Genomic DNA, 18,283 nt, shown 5'->3' on the forward strand with positions numbered 1-18,283 from the left:
CACCAAACTTCAAATCAACCCATCCAGTCAAAAACCAAGAGTACACCACTCTCAAAATTAAAGACCATGTGTATGATTCACAATCTACCGCCAACAGAAAATCATAAAAACACTTACAACTCAGCCATCAATCTTATCCGAAGCCAACCAACGCATAAAAAAGTCCCGTTGCAAATCCGGATTCGTCACGAGCCCCTCATCTTCATAGTCAAATATATACACCATATCAGTCAGTGCACAAGCCCGCCCTAAAGTAAGTTCATAGGCCTTCAAACCAAGAGACATTTGCAACGCCATACTAGATGGATAAACATTAATCTTAGCCCCCTTACAAAAAAATGTCACATCAATACAGTCAAGCCTAACCTGCGAAAAGCAATCAAAAAAATTCGTACCCGAATAAGCTCGTTCAAAACCGTTATTCATTACAAACCTTATGGAAACAGTCTTTTCATCAAGGATAAACACTGCATCGTCCTGTGCACCGCTCACACCAATAGTTATTCTTACAGACACCATCACTTCACCTTCCTATTCAGATTCGGTATGGAGTAACCGAATGAACGACCATCATCTATCATCAATGTCGCTCCTAGAACATCTTCATTCTTGATAACACCCTGGATCGCAATCTCCTTTTCAGCTCCGAACTGATACATCGCTCCCAATTCCTTTTTAAGGTCCCTACCTGGGATCTTATTCAACGTATACAAATACCCCATTCTTGTATGAAATCCTGTCGCAAACTGCACCGCGACATCTCTCGAATACGACGTACTAATGAAATCACTTGGCGGATAATCGCTATCAATAGAGTGGAGTAGTAAATCATTACTTTTACCCTTGCTTTTGAATCCATTGTCAAACACATCTTCAGGCTCACGTTGATCTCCCCGGTACAGATACTCTTTTTCTCCCTTCGGGGCTGCTAGCCCAGGCTCCCCCTCATCCACCTTCGCCTGCCCCGTCGGGTCTTCCGCCTCTCCCGGTTTCTTGCAGGTGCTGGCGCCCGGGCAGGTGTTGAGCCCCAGCGGGTCTACCCAGCCCGTAGGGTTCGGGGTGTATTGATAGGCGTTGAGCCCGCCCGCGAGTTTGCTGGGGTCGGGGGTGAGGTAGCGGCCGATGTCGGGGTGGTAGTAGCGGTGGCGGTTGTAGTGCAGGCCGGTTTCGGGGTCGAAGTATTGGCCCTGGAAACGCAGCGGCTGGTCGAGGGCGTCTTCGCCAGACTGCTCGACGCTGGTGAGTTTTCCGTAGGCCTGGTAGGTCGCGGACCAGACGATTCCACCGCTGTAGTCGGTCAGTTCCTGCGGGGTGCCCAGGTGGTCGAGTTGGTAGTAGAACGGGCAGGCCTTGGTCGGGCCTTCGCCGTCGAGCAGGGCCAACGGGCGGAAGCTGCCGGGCTCGTAGACGTAGCTGCGGTGATGCTCGCGGCTGTGTTCGGCGATCAGGTGCTCGCCTTGCCAGAAGAATTCGGTGGTGAGGTCGTTGACGGTTTTGGCGGTGCGTCGGCCGAAGGCGTCGTAGCGATAACTCGCCTGGCTGCCATCGGGCAGCGTGACGCCGATCAGCCGATGCTGGCAGTCGTAGCGATACTCGGTGACGAGGGTTTGCCCTCGGCCGCGACGCTCACGAATCAGGTTGCCGAAGGCGTCGTAGTCATAGTGCCGGTCGCCGTGCATCAGCAAGCGATTGCCCTTGAGCATCGCGTGATCGGGACGGTCCTGCATCAGCAGGTTACCGGCCGGGTCGTGGCTGTAGCGCTCCGGTTGCGGGTCGCGGACGTGATGGACGTGGGTCAGCCGGTCACGCGCGTCGTGCTGATAGTTGCGCTGGCCATTGCGGCTGTCGGCGATGAAGGCGAGGTTGCCGTTGGCGCTGTAGGCGTAGTCGCGGCGATAGCGCGGTTGGGCCTGTTGCGACAGTGCGTGCGCCTGCAACCGGCCTTGTTCGTCGTACTGATAGTCGCTGAGCAACAGCCCTTGCTGACGCTGACGCTCGCGAGCGAATTCAACGTGGTGGGTGGTCAGCCGGGCGCCGTTGAGGTCGATGGCCGTGAGTGCGCCGCCCTGCGCGTGGTGGTAGTCGAGCGTGCTGGTGTCCGGCAGGCGCATCTGATTGAGCTGGCCACAGGCGTCATAGCAGTAATGCAGCGTGCCCCAGCCCTGATGTTCGGTGATCAGCCGATCCTGGCGGTCATAGCGAAATTCCAGCGGCCAGTCGTGGCTGTCATCGACGCCCACCAACCGGCCAAGGCTGTCGTAGCGGTACTCGACCGGGCTGCCGTCAGGCAGGGTTTTGAGCAGTAACCGACCGTGGACATCACGCTGGTACGTCGTGATCAGCTGCGAGCCGTCGTCGCCATACTCGGTTTTTTCCAGCAAGTGACCGTTGAGGTCATAGGCGTAAGCGGTGCGTCGGCCGTCGAACCCGGTTTCCTGAGCGATCAGGCCACTGGGCGTGTAGTCGAGCCGATACTGTTCGCCCGCTTCGTTTTCGATCTCGGTGAGCCGCAACCGCGCGTTGTCATAGCGATAGCGCAGGTGCGAGCCATCGGGATTGATGCGATGGCTGATCAGGTGCAGATCGTCGTCGTACTCATACCGCGTGACGCGGCCGAGCTCATCGCGCTCGGCGGTGACCTTGCCGTAGGCGTTGTAGTTGAACGCGCGGTGAGCGCCGCCGGGCAGCGTGGTCTGCACCAGCCGCCCGACCAGGTCCCACTGATACCGGGTGACGGCGCCGTGTTCATCCTCGCGCACCACCATCCGGCCCAGTGGGTCGTAGCCATAACGCCGTATGCTGCCGTCGGGCAGTTGTTCTTCGGTGAGCTGGCCGAGGGCGTTCCAGGTCCATTGGTGGCCGCTGCGGTCCGGGTAACGCACCAACAACCGCTGACCCTTGTCGTCGTAGTAGTAGCGAGTGACGTGGCCGTCGGGGTCGCTCGCTTCAGTGATGTCGCCCTGGGCGTTGCGCAGGGTTGTCCACACGGCTTGACCCCGGCACCGCCGGTACAGGAAGCCGTGGCGGTACTCGAAGATCGTGGGTTCACCTTCGGGCGGCATCTGTGCGATGAGCCGACCGACCTCGTCGTAGCGGTACTCGGTGACGGCACCGAGGGCGTCCTGTTCGGCGATCAACCGGCCCTGATCATCGTAGGCATTGAGCCGCTCGGCCCCGGCCGGATCGACCGTGCGCAGCAGCCGCGCCCGGTCGTCATGGACGTAAACCTCCTCGCTGCCGTCGGCGTTTTGCACTGTCACGCGGCCGTCGTCACCCCAGACGTAGTGCGCGTTGACCTGCTCAAAACTCGCCCAGTGCCGAACGCAGCGTGACGCTTTGCCCTCGCGCTCCCACTCCCAGAAAAAACTCGCGCCACCGGCCAGTTGCCGCTGCAGGATGACGTGCCGCTCGTCGTAGTCGTAACGCTCGCTTTCGCCCGCAGCGTTGCAGGCTTCGACCAGGTGATCGCATTCGTCATAGCGATAGCTAACCAGCGTTTGCTCGGTGCGCCAGGCTTCGTCGAGGTTCGCGGCCGGGTGAAAACATTGGTAGTCGACGGCAATCAGGTGCGCCCGCTCGTACCGCAACAACAAGGCCCGACCGGCGCCGTTGTCCAGCCGTTTGATCCGGTCCTGCCGGTCGCGTGTGATGCGTAAACGGTTGCCGTAGGCGTCGCTAATTGCGCTCAGGTGGCCGTCGCGAAAGTGATAGAACCGAGCGCTCTCGCCAGCCGGCGCAACGATCAGTTCATTGGCGTCTTCACCCAGGTAAATCGCCGCCCGGGACAGGCTGTTGTGGATGCTCGGACGTTGCGCCGTGGGCCGCACAAAAGACGTGCGGCGGTTCTCGTGGTCGGTCCAGACCACCTCCTGCTCAGTCAGGTGCAGGCGCTGTGTCAGCGAATGGCTCCAACCAAAACCCAGGCCACAATCGATCTCCACGGCGCTGGTGCGGTACAAGCGGGTGAAGGCGAACGGCAGCACGCCATCGAGTTCGCCGTCGGTAAGGGTCAGTAGTTCCTCACCGGTGACCATCGACACCGGGCAGTTGTTGGTGCAGGTCAGGGCCACACAATCAGCGCTGTCGCCATTAGGGTTTTTCGCCTGATTCGGGGCGTCGTCGTGGTGTTCCTGCTGACTGAGGCGCGACCTTGGTTCGGTTTTGTTCCGGGCGAGCGCCGCCGGGTTTTTCACGTAGAGCGTCGGCGCTTCGCCCGGGGTGATTTTCAGCGGCACACTCGGGGTCGGTGCCAGCGGCGCGTTTCGGGCATTGACCATCAACGGTTTGAGCACCGAGGCGTGCGCTGTCAGGCGCTGATCATTTGAGAGCTCCGCCAGCTTGAGGCTCAGGGCCGCCAGCCAGTGGCGGGCACGCTCGGACTTGATCTTGCCCAGCGACTTGGCGCTCAGGCCCAGCCCCAGGCCCAGCCCCCCGGTGACACACGCCAGCAACACGCCGATCAGCACCTCGGTACGAACCTGGGCCATGACTTCGGCTTCGTGTTGGGGGGGCAGCATGCGCAGCCAGCTGATAACGGCCGCCAGATAGATGAACATCAGCGGTTCATCACTGAGGATCAGCAGCGCATTGGCGATTGCCTGCGCGGGGGCTTTGAGCAGGATGTCCAGCTCTGCCTGGGTCAGGTACTCGAGGAGTTTTTCACTGTTGGTGTGCAGGCCGGCCAGCAGTTGATAGAGCTGATGAACCTCATCCCACAGGCTCAGAAACGCACTTTCAACCCCGCGCCAGTCCGCCTCTTGCAGTATGCTGAAGCGACCGAGAACACCCGCCTCGGAAAAGCTCGCCCACTGGGGTTGAAACTCGTTCGTCCACTCGCTGCGCAGCCAGCCTTCCAGTTTGTCGAGCACCTCCTGATAGGAGGCGTAAAGGGCCTTGACCTGGTCTTGGGAAACGTCGGGGTAAAAGGTGATGCGATAGCGTTGGCCGCGCCAGCATTCGGGGATTTCCAGAATGCCGCTGGGACCGATGGTCTTGTGAATGGCCTCCCCGATGACGACGTCGCCATTGCGCCCCTTGAGCACGGGTTCCAGCATCACCGGCGTGTTGCCGATGGGCACGAAACGCGTGCTCTGGAACATGTGCACCAGGGTCAACGGGCCATCGGCCGGGCACATCACGACGCTCGAACTGACAGGCTCGGTCGACCCCTTCGGCGCCGTCAGGCTGACGTCATCGCCGACATTGAACACCTGCTCGACATCCAGCGCCCAACCGGTCCAGAAGCTCTCGGCCCAGGCCTCATAGTCGTTGAGGCTAAGCCGAAAATCGCTGAAGAGCTGTTCTACGTCGGGGCTTTCAGGATTCAGGGCCGCAATGACGAGATGGCCAATGATGTTACTCAGGACCGAAGCCCCGCCGGGGTCGAACATTGCAAGGTCTCGCGCATGTGGAGTGGAGCGCGAGACTGTGCAGCGAATGGGCAGGGAAAGAAGTCAGCGAAGTAGGCGGTGACTGTAGGGTGTTTCGTTAAACCGGAAAAATCCGAGGCGACTGACTGAATCGTCCCGGATTGTTCGCAGAAACCCGGGCCCGGAAGCCTTGCACTTCACGGGCCGTCTTGGATTACTCAGGTCATGTGGACGACGGTGTCTGAGTCTCGGCGCCGGCACGGGCCGCCAGTTCACTCAATTTGAGTTCTGCCAGCGGATGCCCGGCCTTGGCCGCCATTGCCCACCAGCGCGCCGCCTCGGCAGCATCCGGGGCCTTGCTCGGCGTTCCGGCAAGGCTGATCACGCCCACCTGATAGGCCGCCTTGCCATCCCCCGCCAACCCTGCCAGACGCAACAATCGCACGCCCTCCTCGCGTGCGCCGAGGCCTTGGCCCCGGAACGCCAAGATGTGGCCGTAGAAACTCTGCGCCCCTACATCGCCCAGGTTGGCCATCCGCGCAAACTGCCCTTCAAGCCAGCTCCAGCCTCGCGGTTGACGCACCAGCCAGGTCCAGTGAAACAGTCGACGTGCCAGCCAGTAACTGGCACGCGCTTTCAGTCGCCAGAGCATTCAGGCCTCCGCTGATTCAGGGTATTCGTATTCAAACACCCGCACCACTTCCGAGGCATGCCAGGACGCTGCGGCGACACCATCGGAAGGTCCGGAAAAACGTCCCAGGCGTTCCACGCACTCAAAAAAACCGGTGCGCGGCAAACGGCTGGCACCCTGGCTGATCACCAGTGAACTGCGCAGTGGCTGCTCGGCTCGGGCGTCCAGGGCCGCGAGATGCTCAAGGGCGGCGGTGAGGGTTTGCATGGCCGGGCTGGGTAACTGCAAACGCTCGAGCAGCGCCCGGTAGGTCAGTAGATGACGCTGGCGACGGGCCTGATCCAGTTCGCCGAGCAACCCGTCCCAGTGTTGACGGCTGATGCGTACGCTCACGATTCGTCCCTCCAACCCGGCACCGTCAACTCCCAGGCCAGACTGCGGCGGATCGCAGCGTCAGGCAGACGCTCGCCACTTTCAATCAGGGCTAGATAGGACGGGCTGATTCCGACTGTGCGGGCCAGCGCCTCGAGGGCGATGCCCTTCCCTTCACGCAGACTTTTGAGTTGGTCCAGGCCCGGAAGAATCTGGCCAGGTACGGCCGCATGGCGGACCGGTGTTTCACGTGGCGGTGTTTCGTTGACACCTGCTGCCTTCAATAGAGCCTGATACTGAGCCCACGGCAGAACCGCATATTCGGGTTCACCATCGCGTGCAATTATCTGAATATCCATGACTACCCCGTAGGACAACAACACTTAGCGAGTCGGCACTTTCCCTAGAAGTGTAATCCTAACAGCCGCCAAGGTCGCGAGGGGGTAACAATCTGTGGATGATCCTGAAACGGCTCAGGTTTTTTTCGGTCCCTGCAATTGGAGTTGCTGCAGCGTATCGGGCAAACGCTCGACCACGGCCAGCTTTTCCGGCACCTGGCGGTTGCGCCAGGCGCGAAAAGCGTTGAGTTCGTCATCAAGGGTTTTCATCAGCCAGGCCAGTACCGCGATGTCGTCGAGCATGCCGAACACCGGGATGAAATCCGGAATGGCGTCCACCGGGCTGAGGAAATACATCAGCCCCGCCACCACCGACACAATCGCCTTGCCGCTGATGGCCCGGTACTCGCCCCGCCAGTAGGCCAGGCACAATGCCTGTAATAATTTCAGGTCATCTTTAAGCTTGCCCAGGCGATTGCCCTGGCTGGCGCCCTTGCTGGCCACGGCGAACAACAGGGTGGGTAAACGCCCACGGCTGATCAACCGACCCGCCAAAGGTAAAAACCGAGCGAAACTCCAGGGTGTCTTCATCATCCCTCCTGCTGAAATGTTATCCACACAAATTGTGGATAACCTTGTGAACAGAGCTGCATTTCACGCCTGAAAGCCCCGTTTCATAAGGGCCTGACTCAGATCGGGCGTTTTTTACTCACATAAAAAAACCCAATAATTCATTGACTTGGCACCCTTGTGCGTCTAGCACCGGCACCCTCAATGCTATGACTCCCGGCAACCCCGTCCGTTCGTGCCATTTATCCATCACCGAACGCCAGATACAACAACGCCCCGTATAAACGGGGCGTTGTTTTATAACAGACGCGGATTACTTGGCGGCGTCTTGTTTTGCCGGATCCTTGATGGCCAGCAGTTCCAGGTCGAATACCAGCACCGAGTTGGCCGGGATTGCCGGGCTAGGGCTTTGTGCGCCGTAGGCCAGTTCGCTAGGAATGTACAGCTTGTACTTCTCGCCTACGTGCATCAGTTGCAGGCCTTCGACCCAACCCGGGATCACACCGCTGACCGGCAGATCAATCGGGCTGCCGCGTTCAACCGAACTGTCGAAAACAGTGCCGTTGGTCAGGGTGCCAGTGTAGTGAACCGTCACGACGTCAGTCGGCTTTGGCTGAGCGCCATCGGCTTTCTTCACGACTTCGTACTGCAGGCCCGAAGCCGTGGTGGTCACACCGGCTTTCTTGGCGTTTTCTTCAAGGAACTTCTTGCCAGCGGCTGCCGACTCTTCGCTCATCTTGGCCATACGCTCTTCAGCACGCTTTTGCAGCGCGGCGAAGGCTTCGACGAGTTCGTCATCCTTGAGTTTCTGTTCTTTCTTGCCGACGGCATCTTCGATGCCCTGGGCTACGGCTTTGGAATCCAGATCATCCATGCCTTCCTGAGCCAGGCTCTTGCCCATGTTCAGGCCGATGCCGTAGGAAGCTTTTTGCGCCGGAGTTTTCAGCTCTACGCTGGTCTGCGAGTCACAACCCGCGAGTACCAGGCTAACCAGGGCTACCGCCGCCGCCAACCGATGCTGTTTCATGCTATTTCCTTGTTCATGCGCCTAAAGGGCAATCGAGTAAAGCCGCGAGCTTATCAGGCCGCCACGACCAATGGCTACCGGCATGAGAGCAGGAAACGTCTGATAAGTTCAGGCATTTAAACGCATTTTCATAATCGGTAGGAGCCGTCCGTCATCCCCCGCTCATAGCGTAACCAGCCCCATCTGACGACTGCCGACGTAATGGCCACTTGCCGCACCTTTCAAGCTCAGGCATAAGACGACAAAAAATCATAAGGATAGTCTCTTGCGTCTTTTTCACCGTGTGTTGCTGCTGATTTTTTTGCTGTTGTTCGCCGTGTTGACCTTGGTGATTTATTACGTCGCCAACCCCAGGCTGCCGGCTTATACCCCGGCCGAGCAGGTGCATTATCTCGATCAATGGTCGGCCGCCGAGCGTCAGCTCTATTACTTCACGCCCCAGGGCACACAGGTCAAAGGCTTGCGTTACACCTGGTTCACCGCCCTTGAGCTGCCCTTCTCGCCACAACGCTTTGCCAGCCCCGAGTACCTGGCGCGCTTTGGGTTTCTGGTAGACCCGGTCCAAAAACCTTCGCTGAACAACCCTGGCAATCTTCCAGTGGGTTTCGCACGCCATCAAAATACCGGCAGCCAAGAAGAGTTTCTGGATATTACCTGCGCTGCCTGCCACACCGGCGAGCTGCGTTTCAACGGCCAGGCGATTCGTATCGACGGTGGTTCAGCGCAGCACGTGCTGCCGTCCAGCGTGCCCACCTTGCGTGGCGGCAGCTTCGGGCAGGCGCTGGTGGCCAGCCTTGCCGCCACCTATTACAACCCGTGGAAGTTCGAGCGTTTTGCCCGCGAGGTGCTGGGTCAGGACTATGCAACCCGTCACGAGCAGTTGCGCAAAGACTTCAAAACCTCACTGGACACCTTCCTCGGCGTGGCCTGGAACGACACCCATCGCGGCCTCTACCCTACCGAAGAAGGCCCTGGCCGCACCGACGCCTTCGGGCGCATCGCCAACGCAAGCTTCGGCGATGCCATTTCCCCGGACAATTACCGAGTGGCCAACGCCCCGGTGGACTACCCGCACCTGTGGGACATGTGGACCTTCGATTGGGTGCAGTGGAACGGCTCTGCGCAACAACCCATGGCCCGCAACATCGGCGAAGCCCTGGGCGTAGGCGCCACGCTGAGCTTCTTTGACAGCGCCGGTCAGCCGCTCAAGGGTGATGCACGCTACCCGTCGAGCGTGCGGGTACGCGACCTGCACCTGATCGAGCAAACGCTGAAACAGCTCAAGCCACCGACCTGGCCGGAACCCCTACTGGGCACCGTCGACAAACCACTCGCCGCCAAGGGCCGGGCCCTGTTTGCCGAGAACTGCGCAGGCTGCCACGTGCCGAAGGTGAGCGAGGAAAACGGCCGCCCGCTCCAGACGCTGACAATGCTCCCGGTGGAAGTCATCGGCACCGACCCCGGTGCCGCCAGCAACATTGCTGATCAGCGCTTCGACCTGACGGCCCTGCAATGGGACCCGGCCGAGCTCGCGCAACTGGACGTCAAACTGCACCCCACGCCCCACGAGCCGCTGGACCTGAGCAGCGTGTCGGTGGCCAAAGGCCTGGCGTACGTCACGGCGTTCGTGGAGGAGCGCGCCTACCGCGAGGCCAATGTCAGCGCCGCAGAACGCGACGACCTGAACGGTTTCGGCCTGCCCATCGGTGTGCGCGAGCTACGCGCCTACAAGGCCCGGCCACTGGCGGGCGTGTGGGCCACACCGCCGTTTCTGCACAACGGCTCGGTGCCCAACCTCTATCAACTGCTCTCGCCACAAGATGAACGCGACAGCACCTTCTATAAAGGCACGTTTGAATACGACCCCTTGCACCTGGGTTATCGCACCGAGGCCTTCACCAACGGTTTTGTGTTCGACACCCGGATCACCGGCAACCACAACGGCGGGCACGAGTTCCGCGCGGGCGAACGAGGCAACGGCGTGATCGGCCGCTGGCTCAAACCCACGGAGCGCTGGGCGCTGCTGGAATACCTGAAAGTGTTGGGCGGCCCTCTGGAAGCGCAACTGCCATGACCCTCCCCATGATGAAAAGGACACGCGCATGTTGAGCACCCTTTGGCTGCGCATCACAACCTTCATCGCTAAGGCCTTGCTGTTGCTGGCGGGCCTTGGCCTGCTGAGCTGGGCAGTGGCGACGGCGGTGTTTGCCTGGCAACACCAAGGCCCGGTGTCGGTGGAAGAGCAAATCCCCGAGGGCGAGGCCGCCATGACCCAGGACATCATTCAAACGGCCGTGCGTATCGTCGACCAGCATCGGGACAACACCCGCTACCTGCGTGATGCCCATGCCAAAGCCCATGGCTGTGTGAAGGCCGAGGTTCAGGTGTTGCAGGACCTGGCGCCCGAACTGCGCCAAGGGGTTTTCGCCGACCGTGGAAAAACCTGGCAGGCGATCCTGCGTCTGTCCAACGGCAATGCCTATCCGCAGTTCGACAGCATCCGCGACGCTCGGGGCATGGCGATCAAGTTGCTCGATGTGCCGGGGCCCCAGTTACTCAAGGAACAGCAGGGCCGTGGCGAGCAGGATTTCGTGATGTTCAATCATCCGAACTTCTTCGTCAGTGATGTCGCCGAATACCGTCAGAACGTGGCCGCGCAGGCCGATGGCAAGAAGGCGATGGCGTTTTTCCCCAGCGTCGACCCGCGCAGTTGGCAGGTGCGTCATCTGTTCATTGCCCTGTCGACTCTGGCACCCGCCCCGGCCAGCCCAACGCAGACTACGTACTTTTCCGTTTCGCCTTACACATTCGGCAAGGCCAACATCAAGTTCCGCGTGGCTCCTGACCCACAGAGCTGCCCGGCGTATGCACTGCCCACGCAAAATCAGGCGCTGCCAAACTTCCTGCGTGCAGCGCTGAATCAGCAACTGTCCATCGACCGGGTACCGGCCTGTTTCGTCTTGCAGATCCAGCGTCAGGACCCGAGCCAGTACATGCCTATCGAAGACACCAGTATCGAGTGGCGCGAAAGCGATGCACCGTTCGAGACCGTGGCGCGCATCAAGGTCCCGGCCCAGGACTTCGACACGCCGGCGCAAAACCGGCACTGCGATAACCTGTCGTTCAACCCGTGGTTTGGCCTGGAAGATCATCGACCGATTGGCGGTATCAACCGGCTACGCAAAGCAGTGTACGAAGCCGTCAGTGATTACCGTCACACTCGCAACGCTGAGCAGTAACGGCAAACCGGCCCCTGACGCGGACAACACGTCAGGGGCCAGGCATTGCGCATCGCATCAGTAACGCGCATCCACCGGTTTACCGCCGTTTGGCCAATCCTTCGCCTTGTCCGGGAAGTCCGGACGCGGTTGCCGGGAGAAGTAGCCCGCGACATCCACGGCCTCCTGATCGGACAGACCGCCCTGCCCCAACGGGAATTTCTCGTGGAAGCCGATCGGCATGTTGCGTTTGACGAAGGCCGCCGCAGTGTAGACCCGCGCCATGCCCGCTCCGATATTGAACGACTCATCCCCCCAGAGCGGCGGGAACACCAGCGCCCCGTCGGCACGTTTCAGGCCTTCGCCCTCGGCGCCGTGGCATACCGCGCACTGCTTGGCGTAGACCCGTTGACCGTTTTCCATGTCCGGCTTGAGCGCCGTGTCGACTTTGCCGACACCTCGCCCGGCGACTTTGTCCTCGGGTTTGGTGTTGAGCTTCATCCAGTCGAAGTAGGCCACCATCGCCTGCATGTCCGGCGACTGCACCGGCAGTGGCTGGCCATTCATCGAACGCCTGAAACAGCCATTGATACGTTCCTGCAAAGTGATCTGTTTGCCCGCACGCGGTGCGTAACCGGGGAAGAACGCAGACACCCCGACAAACGGCGAGCCATCGGCCACCGTACCGGCGTTGAGGTGGCAACTGGTGCAGTTCAGCGAGTTGCCCACGTTGTCCGGCAACAGCGCTTTGGTTTGCAGGTGCAGGCGCATGCCACGGACCACCTGGTCGGCATTGGGTGCCGCCAGCATGTCAGCCAGGCGCGGCGTCTCGAAGGTTGAGGAATCGGTGGTCGGATTGAGCTGCGCACGCATCTGTTTGACCTGGGCAGCGCTGATTACCGAGCCGCTGTTGCCCCAGTTGGAGCGCACGAAACTCAGGATCTCGGCGATTTCCTGATCCGAGAGCCGGGCGAAACCCGGCATCGTGTAGACCCGTGGATGGGTCGCCGTTTCTGCGGTTTTCCAACCCGTGAGGGTGATGTGCAGCAGCGAGGTCGGGTTGGCCGAGGCCACGCTCGGGTTGCCTGCCAGCGGCGGGAACATCGCGTTCACCCCGCCGCCATCCGGCCGGTGGCAGTCGGCGCAAAATTGCGTGTAGCCCAAACCGCCGCGGCTGGTGAACAACGCTGCCGGAGGTTCGGCCGGGGTTCGTGGTTCAAGCGGCATCGGCAGATCGTCTTTGCCGGCAGGCAGGGACTTGAGATACGTCGCAATCGCGGTCAGATCGCCGTCGGTGAAATGCTGGGTGCTGTGATGGATCACGTCCGCCATGTTGCCGGACACCGTGGCAAAGCGATTTTGCCCAGTTTTGAGCAACTGCACGGTGTCCTCGACCGTCCACAGGTTACGCAGGCTGAGGGCACGCCACTCTTCCACCGTTTCGCCTGCCAGGAAGTGCTTGCCGCTGGAACCGGCGTCGCTCATGGCCTTCTCCTGGAAGGCAATGCCGCGCGGCGTATGGCAGGCGCCGCAATGCCCCAGCCCCTGGACCAGGTAAGCGCCACGGTTAACGACTTCATCCTTGCCGGGGTCCGGTACAAAAGGCTGGCTGTCGACAAACATCTGGTTCCAGAACCACAACCCCCATCGCTGATTGAACGGCCAGCTCATGTCCGCTTCCAGATTGACCTGGCTGACCGGCGTCACCCCTTGCAGCAAATAGGCATAGAGGGCACGCATGTCCGTCTCGCTCATGTTCGCGTAAGACGGATAAGGCATCGCCGGGTACAGGTTATCGCCCGCCGGGTTCACGCCTTCGCGCATCGCACGATCAAATTGCTCGAACGTGTACCGGCCGATCCCGGTGTCCGGGTCCGGCGTAATGTTGCTGGAGTACAGGGTGCCCATCGGTGTTTTCAGCTCCAGCCCCCCGGCCATGACCGCGCCACCCTTGGCGGTGTGACACGCGATGCAGTCGCCGAGCTGGGCAACGTACTTGCCCTGCTCGATGAGTGAGCTGGCAGGGGTGACAGAAACCGTTGCCGGGGTCGGCTCACTGGCGTGGAGTTGATGCACGAACAACAACGACGAGCCCAGAATGGCCAGCCGCGGCAGAGTCAAATCCATTGAAATATCCCTTTTCGGGACTGGCGCCGGGTGGTCCCGTTGGCCAGGTCCCTTTTCGTTTTTATAGGTTCATCAGGCAGAGAACGGGGCCACTCAGGCCTAATGCCTGTCAGTTAGGGCACGAAACATGTGGGAGCGAGCCTGCTCGCGAAGACGTCGGCACATTCAACATCAATGTTTGCGCACACACCGTTTTCGCGAGCAGGCTCGCTCCCACAGAGATTTCACTTAACTGACGGGCATTAGCCACTCAGGTCCCACCCTCGTTGTAAAGGAATTGGCTCGGGCGGTCGTTGACGTGAATCAGGGGGAGGTTCAGTTGCGCAAACGAAGCGCGCGGAGAGATTCGGGAAAACGGGAGATAAAGAGGCGGTTATCGACAGCCGGACAGACGAGAAAGCTGCCGGGTATTTATCAAATCCCGGACAGCAAAAAGCCCGCATTAAGCGGGCTTTCTGTGGTGACTTGGCGTTCAGCGTTCCAGGTTACCGAATATGGCGCAGCGGACGGGACTCGAACCCGCGACCCCCGGCGTGACAGGCCGGTATTCTAACCGACTGAACTACCGCTGCGCGTAGCGTTGAACGTAAATGGTGGGTGATGACGGGATCGAACCGCCGACATTCTGCTTGTAAGGCAGACGCTCTCCCAGCTGAGCTAATCACCCTTTACCTTCGTTGCGGGGCGCATTATGCCACAAAAATTCGTAAGGTGTTGATTTAATTGATAAAAAATTAAAAAAACTGAATTTCGATGAAACAATACACTTCGCATGGAACTCTTTACAGCAAAAAGCCCGCGTTAGCGGGCTTCCTGTGGTGACCTGGCGTTCAGCGTTCCAGGTTACCGAATATGGCGCAGCGGACGGGACTCGAACCCGCGACCCCCGGCGTGACAGGCCGGTATTCTAACCGACTGAACTACCGCTGCGCGTAACACTTGAAACGAATGGTGGGTGATGACGGGATCGAACCGCCGACATTCTGCTTGTAAGGCAGACGCTCTCCCAGCTGAGCTAATCACCCTTCGCTTCGGTGTGGCGCGCATTCTACGGAGCGACCCAACCTCTGGCAAGCACTTTTTTAAATAATTTTTACAAGCCTTCCAAAGGCTTAGCTGAGGGTTGGCCTATGACGCTTCGCAGAGAATAATGCGCTCCTTTGTATAAAGGAGAGACTCACCCCATGTGGTTCAAAAACCTGCTTATCTATCGCCTGACCCAAGATCTGCCTTTTGATGCTGAGGCGTTGGAAACCGCACTGGCGACCAAACCGGCGCGTGCCTGTGCAAGCCAGGAGTTGACCACCTACGGTTTCGTCGCGCCGTTCGGCAAAGGCGAAGACGCTCCGCTGGTGCACATCAGCCAGGACTTCCTGCTGATCGCTGCCCGTAAAGAAGAACGCATTCTGCCGGGCAGCGTTGTGCGTGACGCGCTCAAGGAAAAGGTCGAAGAGATCGAAGCCGAGCAAATGCGCAAGGTCTACAAGAAGGAGCGTGACCAGCTCAAGGATGAAATCATCCAGGCGTTCCTGCCGCGTGCCTTTATCCGCCGCTCGGCGACCTTCGCTGCCATCGCGCCAAAACAGGGCCTGATCCTGGTGAACTCGGCCAGCCCGAAACGCGCCGAAGACTTGCTGTCCACCCTGCGTGAAGTGATCGGTTCGTTGCCGGTACGTCCACTGACCGTAAAAATGGCCCCGACCGCGACCATGACTGAATGGGTCACCACCCAGAAAGCCGCGGACGACTTCTTTGTACTGGACGAGTGTGAGCTGCGCGACACCCACGAAGACGGCGGCATCGTGCGTTGCAAGCGTCAGGACCTGACCAGCGAAGAAATCCAGTTGCACCTGAGCACCGGCAAAGTGGTCACTCAGTTGTCGCTGGCCTGGCAGGACAAGTTGTCGTTCATGCTCGACGACAAGATGACCGTCAAGCGCCTGAAGTTCGAAGACCTGCTGCAGGATCAGGCGGAACAGGACGGTGGCGACGAAGCCCTCGGCCAACTCGACGCCAGCTTCACCCTGATGATGCTGACCTTCGGCGAATTCCTCCCGGCGCTGGTTGAAGCGCTGGGCGGGGAAGAGATACCGCAAGGCATCTAAAGTGTGTGATCTCTAATGTGGGAGCGGGTCGGGCAGCGTTCCGCCTGCTCCCACAAAAGCAAGGCCGCGAACGAGATGCCCAACCAGCAGCGGACTGAGTGAAAACTTGATCCCCAGATTGATAATGGGCACTCTACGCGCCAACGCGGGGACGACCTCGCGGCTCGATCGAGTTATCAATCAGGGGACGGCCCCGTCAATTGATGGAGGTGTTTCATGTCCTGGATCATTCTGTTTTTCGCCGGCCTGTTTGAAGTGGGCTGGGCTGTCGGCCTGAAGTACACCGACGGTTTCAGCCGCCCTCTCCCCACCGCCCTGACCATCATTGCCATGGCCATCAGCCTCGGCTTGCTGGGCCTGGCGATGAAGGAACTGCCGCTGGGCACGGCCTACGCGATCTGGACCGGCGTGGGCGCGGTCGGCACGGTCATCGCAGGGATCATCCTGTTTGGCGAGTCCATGGCGCTGTTCCGGCTGGCCAGCGTTGCGCTGATCATTGCCGGGTTGATCGGGCTTAAAGTCAGCGCTTAGGCCTCTACCGTCTTCGCGAGCAAGCCCGCTCCCACATTTGACCGCGCTCCACCGTGGAAGCGAGCTTGTTCCGGGCGACGATCCGACGATGAGGCCAACACCGGCACCGACTATCGGACGGCACCGCGCAACTCGCCTACCAATGCCTGCAACTGTGCCGGCTGAGCGGCCTCGACCGGCACCGCCGCGCCAGCGACCAACGTCACCCGCGACCACAACCGACGGAACAAGCCCTTGTTCGGGTCGCGACTGAAGAAGCTCCCCCACAACCCCTGCAACGCCAACGGAATCACCGGCACCGGGGTTTCTTCGAGAATCCGCGTCAACCCGCCCTTGAATTCATTGATCTCGCCGTCGGCGGTCAACTTGCCTTCAGGGAAAATGCACACCAGCTCACCGTCCTTCAGGTACTGGGCGATGCGCTTGAAGGCTTTTTCGTAGATCTGAATGTCTTCCTGACGCCCGGCAATCGGAATCGTCCCCGCCGTGCGGAAGATGAAGTTGAGCACCGGCAGGTTGTAGATTTTGTAATACATCACAAAGCGAATCGGCCGACGCACCGCACCGCCAATCAACAGTGCATCCACAAACGACACATGGTTGCAGACCAGCAACGCAGCGCCTTCGTCCGGGATAGCCTCCAGGTTGCGGTGCTGCACGCGGTACATGGAATGGCTGAGCAGCCAGATCATGAAGCGCATGCTGAACTCGGGAACGATTTTGAAGATGTAGGCGTTGACGCCAATGTTCAGCAGCGAGATCACCAGGAACAACTGCGGGATCGATAGCTTGACGACACTCAGCATTGCGATCGAGAACGCGGCCGCGATCACCATGAACAACGCATTGAGAATGTTGTTCGCCGCAATCACTCGGGCGCGCTCATGCACCGGCGTGCGCGACTGGATCAACGCATACAGCGGCACAATATAGAAACCACCGAAAATCCCCAGCCCGAGAATATCAATCAGCACCCACCAGGCTTCGTGGTAACCGAGTACCGCCAGCCAGTCGTTCGCCAGGACATTTTGCGGCACCGCCCCCGAATGCCACCACAGCAGCAGCCCGAACACTGTCAGGCCGAAGGAGCCGAACGGCACGAGGCCGATCTCGACCTTGCGCCCGGAGAGCTTCTCGCACAGCATCGAACCCAGGGCGATGCCCACCGAAAACACCGTGAGGATCAGCGTCACCACGGTTTCGTCACCGTGCATCCAGTCTTTGGCGTAGGCCGGAATCTGCGTCAGGTAGATGCCGCCCATGAACCAGAACCACGAATTGCCGACAATCGAGCGCGACACCGCAGGTGTTTGCTTGAGCCCCAACTGCAAGGTGGCCCAGGATTGGGTGAAGATGTTCCAGTTCAAGCGCAGTTCAGGGGTCGATGCAGCAGCGCGGGGAATGCTGCGACTGGCCAGGTAACCGAGCACGGCCACCGCCACGATCGCCGCAGAGACAATGGGCGCATAGTGCGTCGAGGACATCATGACCCCGGCGCCGATGGTCCCCGCGAGAATCGCCAGGAACGTTCCCATCTCTACCAGACCGTTGCCGCCGACCAACTCGTCTTCGTGCAAGGTCTGGGGCAGGATCGAATACTTCACCGGGCCAAATAGCGCCGAATGAGTACCCATGGCGAACAGCGTCACAAGCATCAGCGACAGGTGATCGAAGACAAACCCGACAGCGCCCACCGCCATAATGGCGATTTCACACAGCTTGATCAGGCGTATCAATGAGTCCTTGGCGAACTTTTCGCCAAACTGCCCGGCCAGCGCCGAGAACAGAAAGAACGGCAGGATGAACAGCATTGAGCACAGGCTAGTCCAGATCGAACGGTCGCCCTCGATGGCCAGCTTGTAGAGGATGGCGAGGATCAGCGACTGTTTGAAGAGGTTGTCGTTGAACGCCCCCAGGGACTGCGTAACAAAAAACGGCAGGAAACGCCGTGTGCGAAGCAAGGTGAATTGCGAAGGGTGACTCATCGTCCATGTC

13 protein-coding genes and 4 tRNA genes are annotated in these 18,283 nt (G+C 59.8%); 4 read left to right on the forward strand and 13 right to left on the reverse strand.

What is annotated here, in order from left to right:
• Positions 1-120: 120 nt before the first annotated feature.
• The 7 genes from AC1Z1G_RS19060 to bamJ form a co-directional block, all read right to left on the reverse strand.
• On the reverse strand, positions 121-519 hold the full coding sequence (locus tag AC1Z1G_RS19060; RefSeq protein ID WP_483627915.1) for a hypothetical protein: 399 nt from the start codon (positions 517-519) through the stop codon (positions 121-123).
• On the reverse strand, positions 519-5,390 hold the full coding sequence (locus AC1Z1G_RS19065) for an RHS repeat-associated core domain-containing protein (protein ID WP_483621769.1): 4,872 nt from the start codon (positions 5,388-5,390) through the stop codon (positions 519-521). The genes AC1Z1G_RS19060 and AC1Z1G_RS19065 overlap by 1 nt, the downstream gene beginning before the upstream one ends.
• Positions 5,391-5,592: 202 nt before the next feature.
• Positions 5,593-6,021, reverse strand: a complete 429-nt coding sequence (locus AC1Z1G_RS19070) for an SEL1-like repeat protein (RefSeq protein WP_483621771.1) — start codon at positions 6,019-6,021, stop codon at positions 5,593-5,595.
• Positions 6,022-6,393, reverse strand: a complete 372-nt coding sequence (locus AC1Z1G_RS19075; RefSeq protein WP_003179080.1) for a hypothetical protein — start codon at positions 6,391-6,393, stop codon at positions 6,022-6,024. It lies immediately after the preceding gene.
• A complete protein-coding gene (locus AC1Z1G_RS19080) occupies positions 6,390-6,731 on the reverse strand; it encodes a helix-turn-helix domain-containing protein (RefSeq protein ID WP_483621775.1) in 342 nt (113 codons plus the stop codon). The genes AC1Z1G_RS19075 and AC1Z1G_RS19080 overlap by 4 nt, the downstream gene beginning before the upstream one ends.
• A gap of 114 nt (positions 6,732-6,845) precedes the next feature.
• Entirely contained in the window at positions 6,846-7,301 is a 456-nt protein-coding gene (locus AC1Z1G_RS19085; protein WP_483621777.1) for a YkvA family protein, read from the reverse strand.
• A 292-nt stretch (positions 7,302-7,593) separates the two neighbouring features.
• Entirely contained in the window at positions 7,594-8,307 is a 714-nt protein-coding gene (gene bamJ / locus AC1Z1G_RS19090; RefSeq protein ID WP_483621778.1) for a BamJ family beta-barrel-assembly machinery protein, read from the reverse strand.
• Between the two features lie 265 nt (positions 8,308-8,572).
• On the opposite strand from bamJ, the gene AC1Z1G_RS19095 reads away from it, so the two are divergent.
• Together AC1Z1G_RS19095 and AC1Z1G_RS19100 are read left to right on the forward strand one after the other, a co-directional pair.
• Positions 8,573-10,381 carry a di-heme-cytochrome C peroxidase gene (locus AC1Z1G_RS19095; protein ID WP_483621779.1) on the forward strand — a complete coding sequence of 603 codons (1,809 nt, stop codon included), beginning with the start codon at positions 8,573-8,575 and terminating at the stop codon, positions 10,379-10,381.
• 28 nt (positions 10,382-10,409) lie between these two features.
• Complete coding sequence (locus tag AC1Z1G_RS19100) at positions 10,410-11,546, forward strand: catalase family protein (protein ID WP_483621781.1); 1,137 nt, start codon at positions 10,410-10,412, stop codon at positions 11,544-11,546.
• A gap of 57 nt (positions 11,547-11,603) precedes the next feature.
• Here AC1Z1G_RS19100 and AC1Z1G_RS19105 read toward each other — a convergent pair whose 3' ends face one another.
• From AC1Z1G_RS19105 to AC1Z1G_RS19125, 5 genes are all read right to left on the reverse strand, one after another.
• Positions 11,604-13,652: a c-type cytochrome gene (locus AC1Z1G_RS19105; RefSeq protein ID WP_483621783.1), complete on the reverse strand. Its 2,049-nt coding sequence runs from the start codon at positions 13,650-13,652 to the stop codon at positions 11,604-11,606.
• A gap of 495 nt (positions 13,653-14,147) precedes the next feature.
• Positions 14,148-14,224: transfer RNA gene (locus AC1Z1G_RS19110), tRNA-Asp, on the reverse strand.
• Positions 14,225-14,243: 19 nt separating this feature from the next.
• Positions 14,244-14,319 (reverse strand) — tRNA-Val (locus AC1Z1G_RS19115).
• A 186-nt stretch (positions 14,320-14,505) separates the two neighbouring features.
• Positions 14,506-14,582 (reverse strand) — tRNA-Asp (locus AC1Z1G_RS19120).
• Between the two features lie 19 nt (positions 14,583-14,601).
• A tRNA-Val gene (locus tag AC1Z1G_RS19125) sits at positions 14,602-14,677 on the reverse strand.
• Positions 14,678-14,836: 159 nt separating this feature from the next.
• Between AC1Z1G_RS19125 and rdgC the strand changes: the two genes are divergently transcribed.
• Positions 14,837-15,757 carry a recombination-associated protein RdgC gene (rdgC, locus tag AC1Z1G_RS19130; protein ID WP_483621785.1) on the forward strand — a complete coding sequence of 307 codons (921 nt, stop codon included), beginning with the start codon at positions 14,837-14,839 and terminating at the stop codon, positions 15,755-15,757.
• 216 nt (positions 15,758-15,973) lie between these two features.
• On the forward strand, positions 15,974-16,288 hold the full coding sequence (sugE, locus tag AC1Z1G_RS19135; RefSeq protein WP_483621787.1) for a quaternary ammonium compound efflux SMR transporter SugE: 315 nt from the start codon (positions 15,974-15,976) through the stop codon (positions 16,286-16,288).
• A 110-nt stretch (positions 16,289-16,398) separates the two neighbouring features.
• Here sugE and AC1Z1G_RS19140 read toward each other — a convergent pair whose 3' ends face one another.
• A complete protein-coding gene (locus AC1Z1G_RS19140; protein ID WP_483621789.1) occupies positions 16,399-18,273 on the reverse strand; it encodes an MFS transporter in 1,875 nt (624 codons plus the stop codon).
• Between the last annotated feature and the right edge of the window lie 10 nt (positions 18,274-18,283).

It is taken from the genome of Pseudomonas sp. JL27(2026), assembly GCF_056933555.1.

Bases quoted from the DNA above. Each gene is read 5' to 3' on its own strand.
- AC1Z1G_RS19060 (WP_483627915.1), bottom strand. From the start codon at position 519: ATGGTGTCTGTAAGAATAACTATTGGTGTGAGCGGTGCACAGGACGAT.
- AC1Z1G_RS19065 (WP_483621769.1), bottom strand. From the start codon at position 5,390: ATGTTCGACCCCGGCGGGGCTTCGGTCCTGAGTAACATCATTGGCCAT.
- AC1Z1G_RS19070 (WP_483621771.1), bottom strand. From the start codon at position 6,021: ATGCTCTGGCGACTGAAAGCGCGTGCCAGTTACTGGCTGGCACGTCGA.
- AC1Z1G_RS19080 (WP_483621775.1), bottom strand. From the start codon at position 6,731: ATGGATATTCAGATAATTGCACGCGATGGTGAACCCGAATATGCGGTT.
- AC1Z1G_RS19085 (WP_483621777.1), bottom strand. From the start codon at position 7,301: ATGAAGACACCCTGGAGTTTCGCTCGGTTTTTACCTTTGGCGGGTCGG.
- bamJ (WP_483621778.1), bottom strand. From the start codon at position 8,307: ATGAAACAGCATCGGTTGGCGGCGGCGGTAGCCCTGGTTAGCCTGGTA.
- AC1Z1G_RS19100 (WP_483621781.1), top strand. From the start codon at position 10,410: ATGTTGAGCACCCTTTGGCTGCGCATCACAACCTTCATCGCTAAGGCC.
- AC1Z1G_RS19105 (WP_483621783.1), bottom strand. From the start codon at position 13,652: ATGGATTTGACTCTGCCGCGGCTGGCCATTCTGGGCTCGTCGTTGTTG.
- rdgC (WP_483621785.1), top strand. From the start codon at position 14,837: ATGTGGTTCAAAAACCTGCTTATCTATCGCCTGACCCAAGATCTGCCT.
- sugE (WP_483621787.1), top strand. From the start codon at position 15,974: ATGTCCTGGATCATTCTGTTTTTCGCCGGCCTGTTTGAAGTGGGCTGG.
- AC1Z1G_RS19140 (WP_483621789.1), bottom strand. From the start codon at position 18,273: ATGAGTCACCCTTCGCAATTCACCTTGCTTCGCACACGGCGTTTCCTG.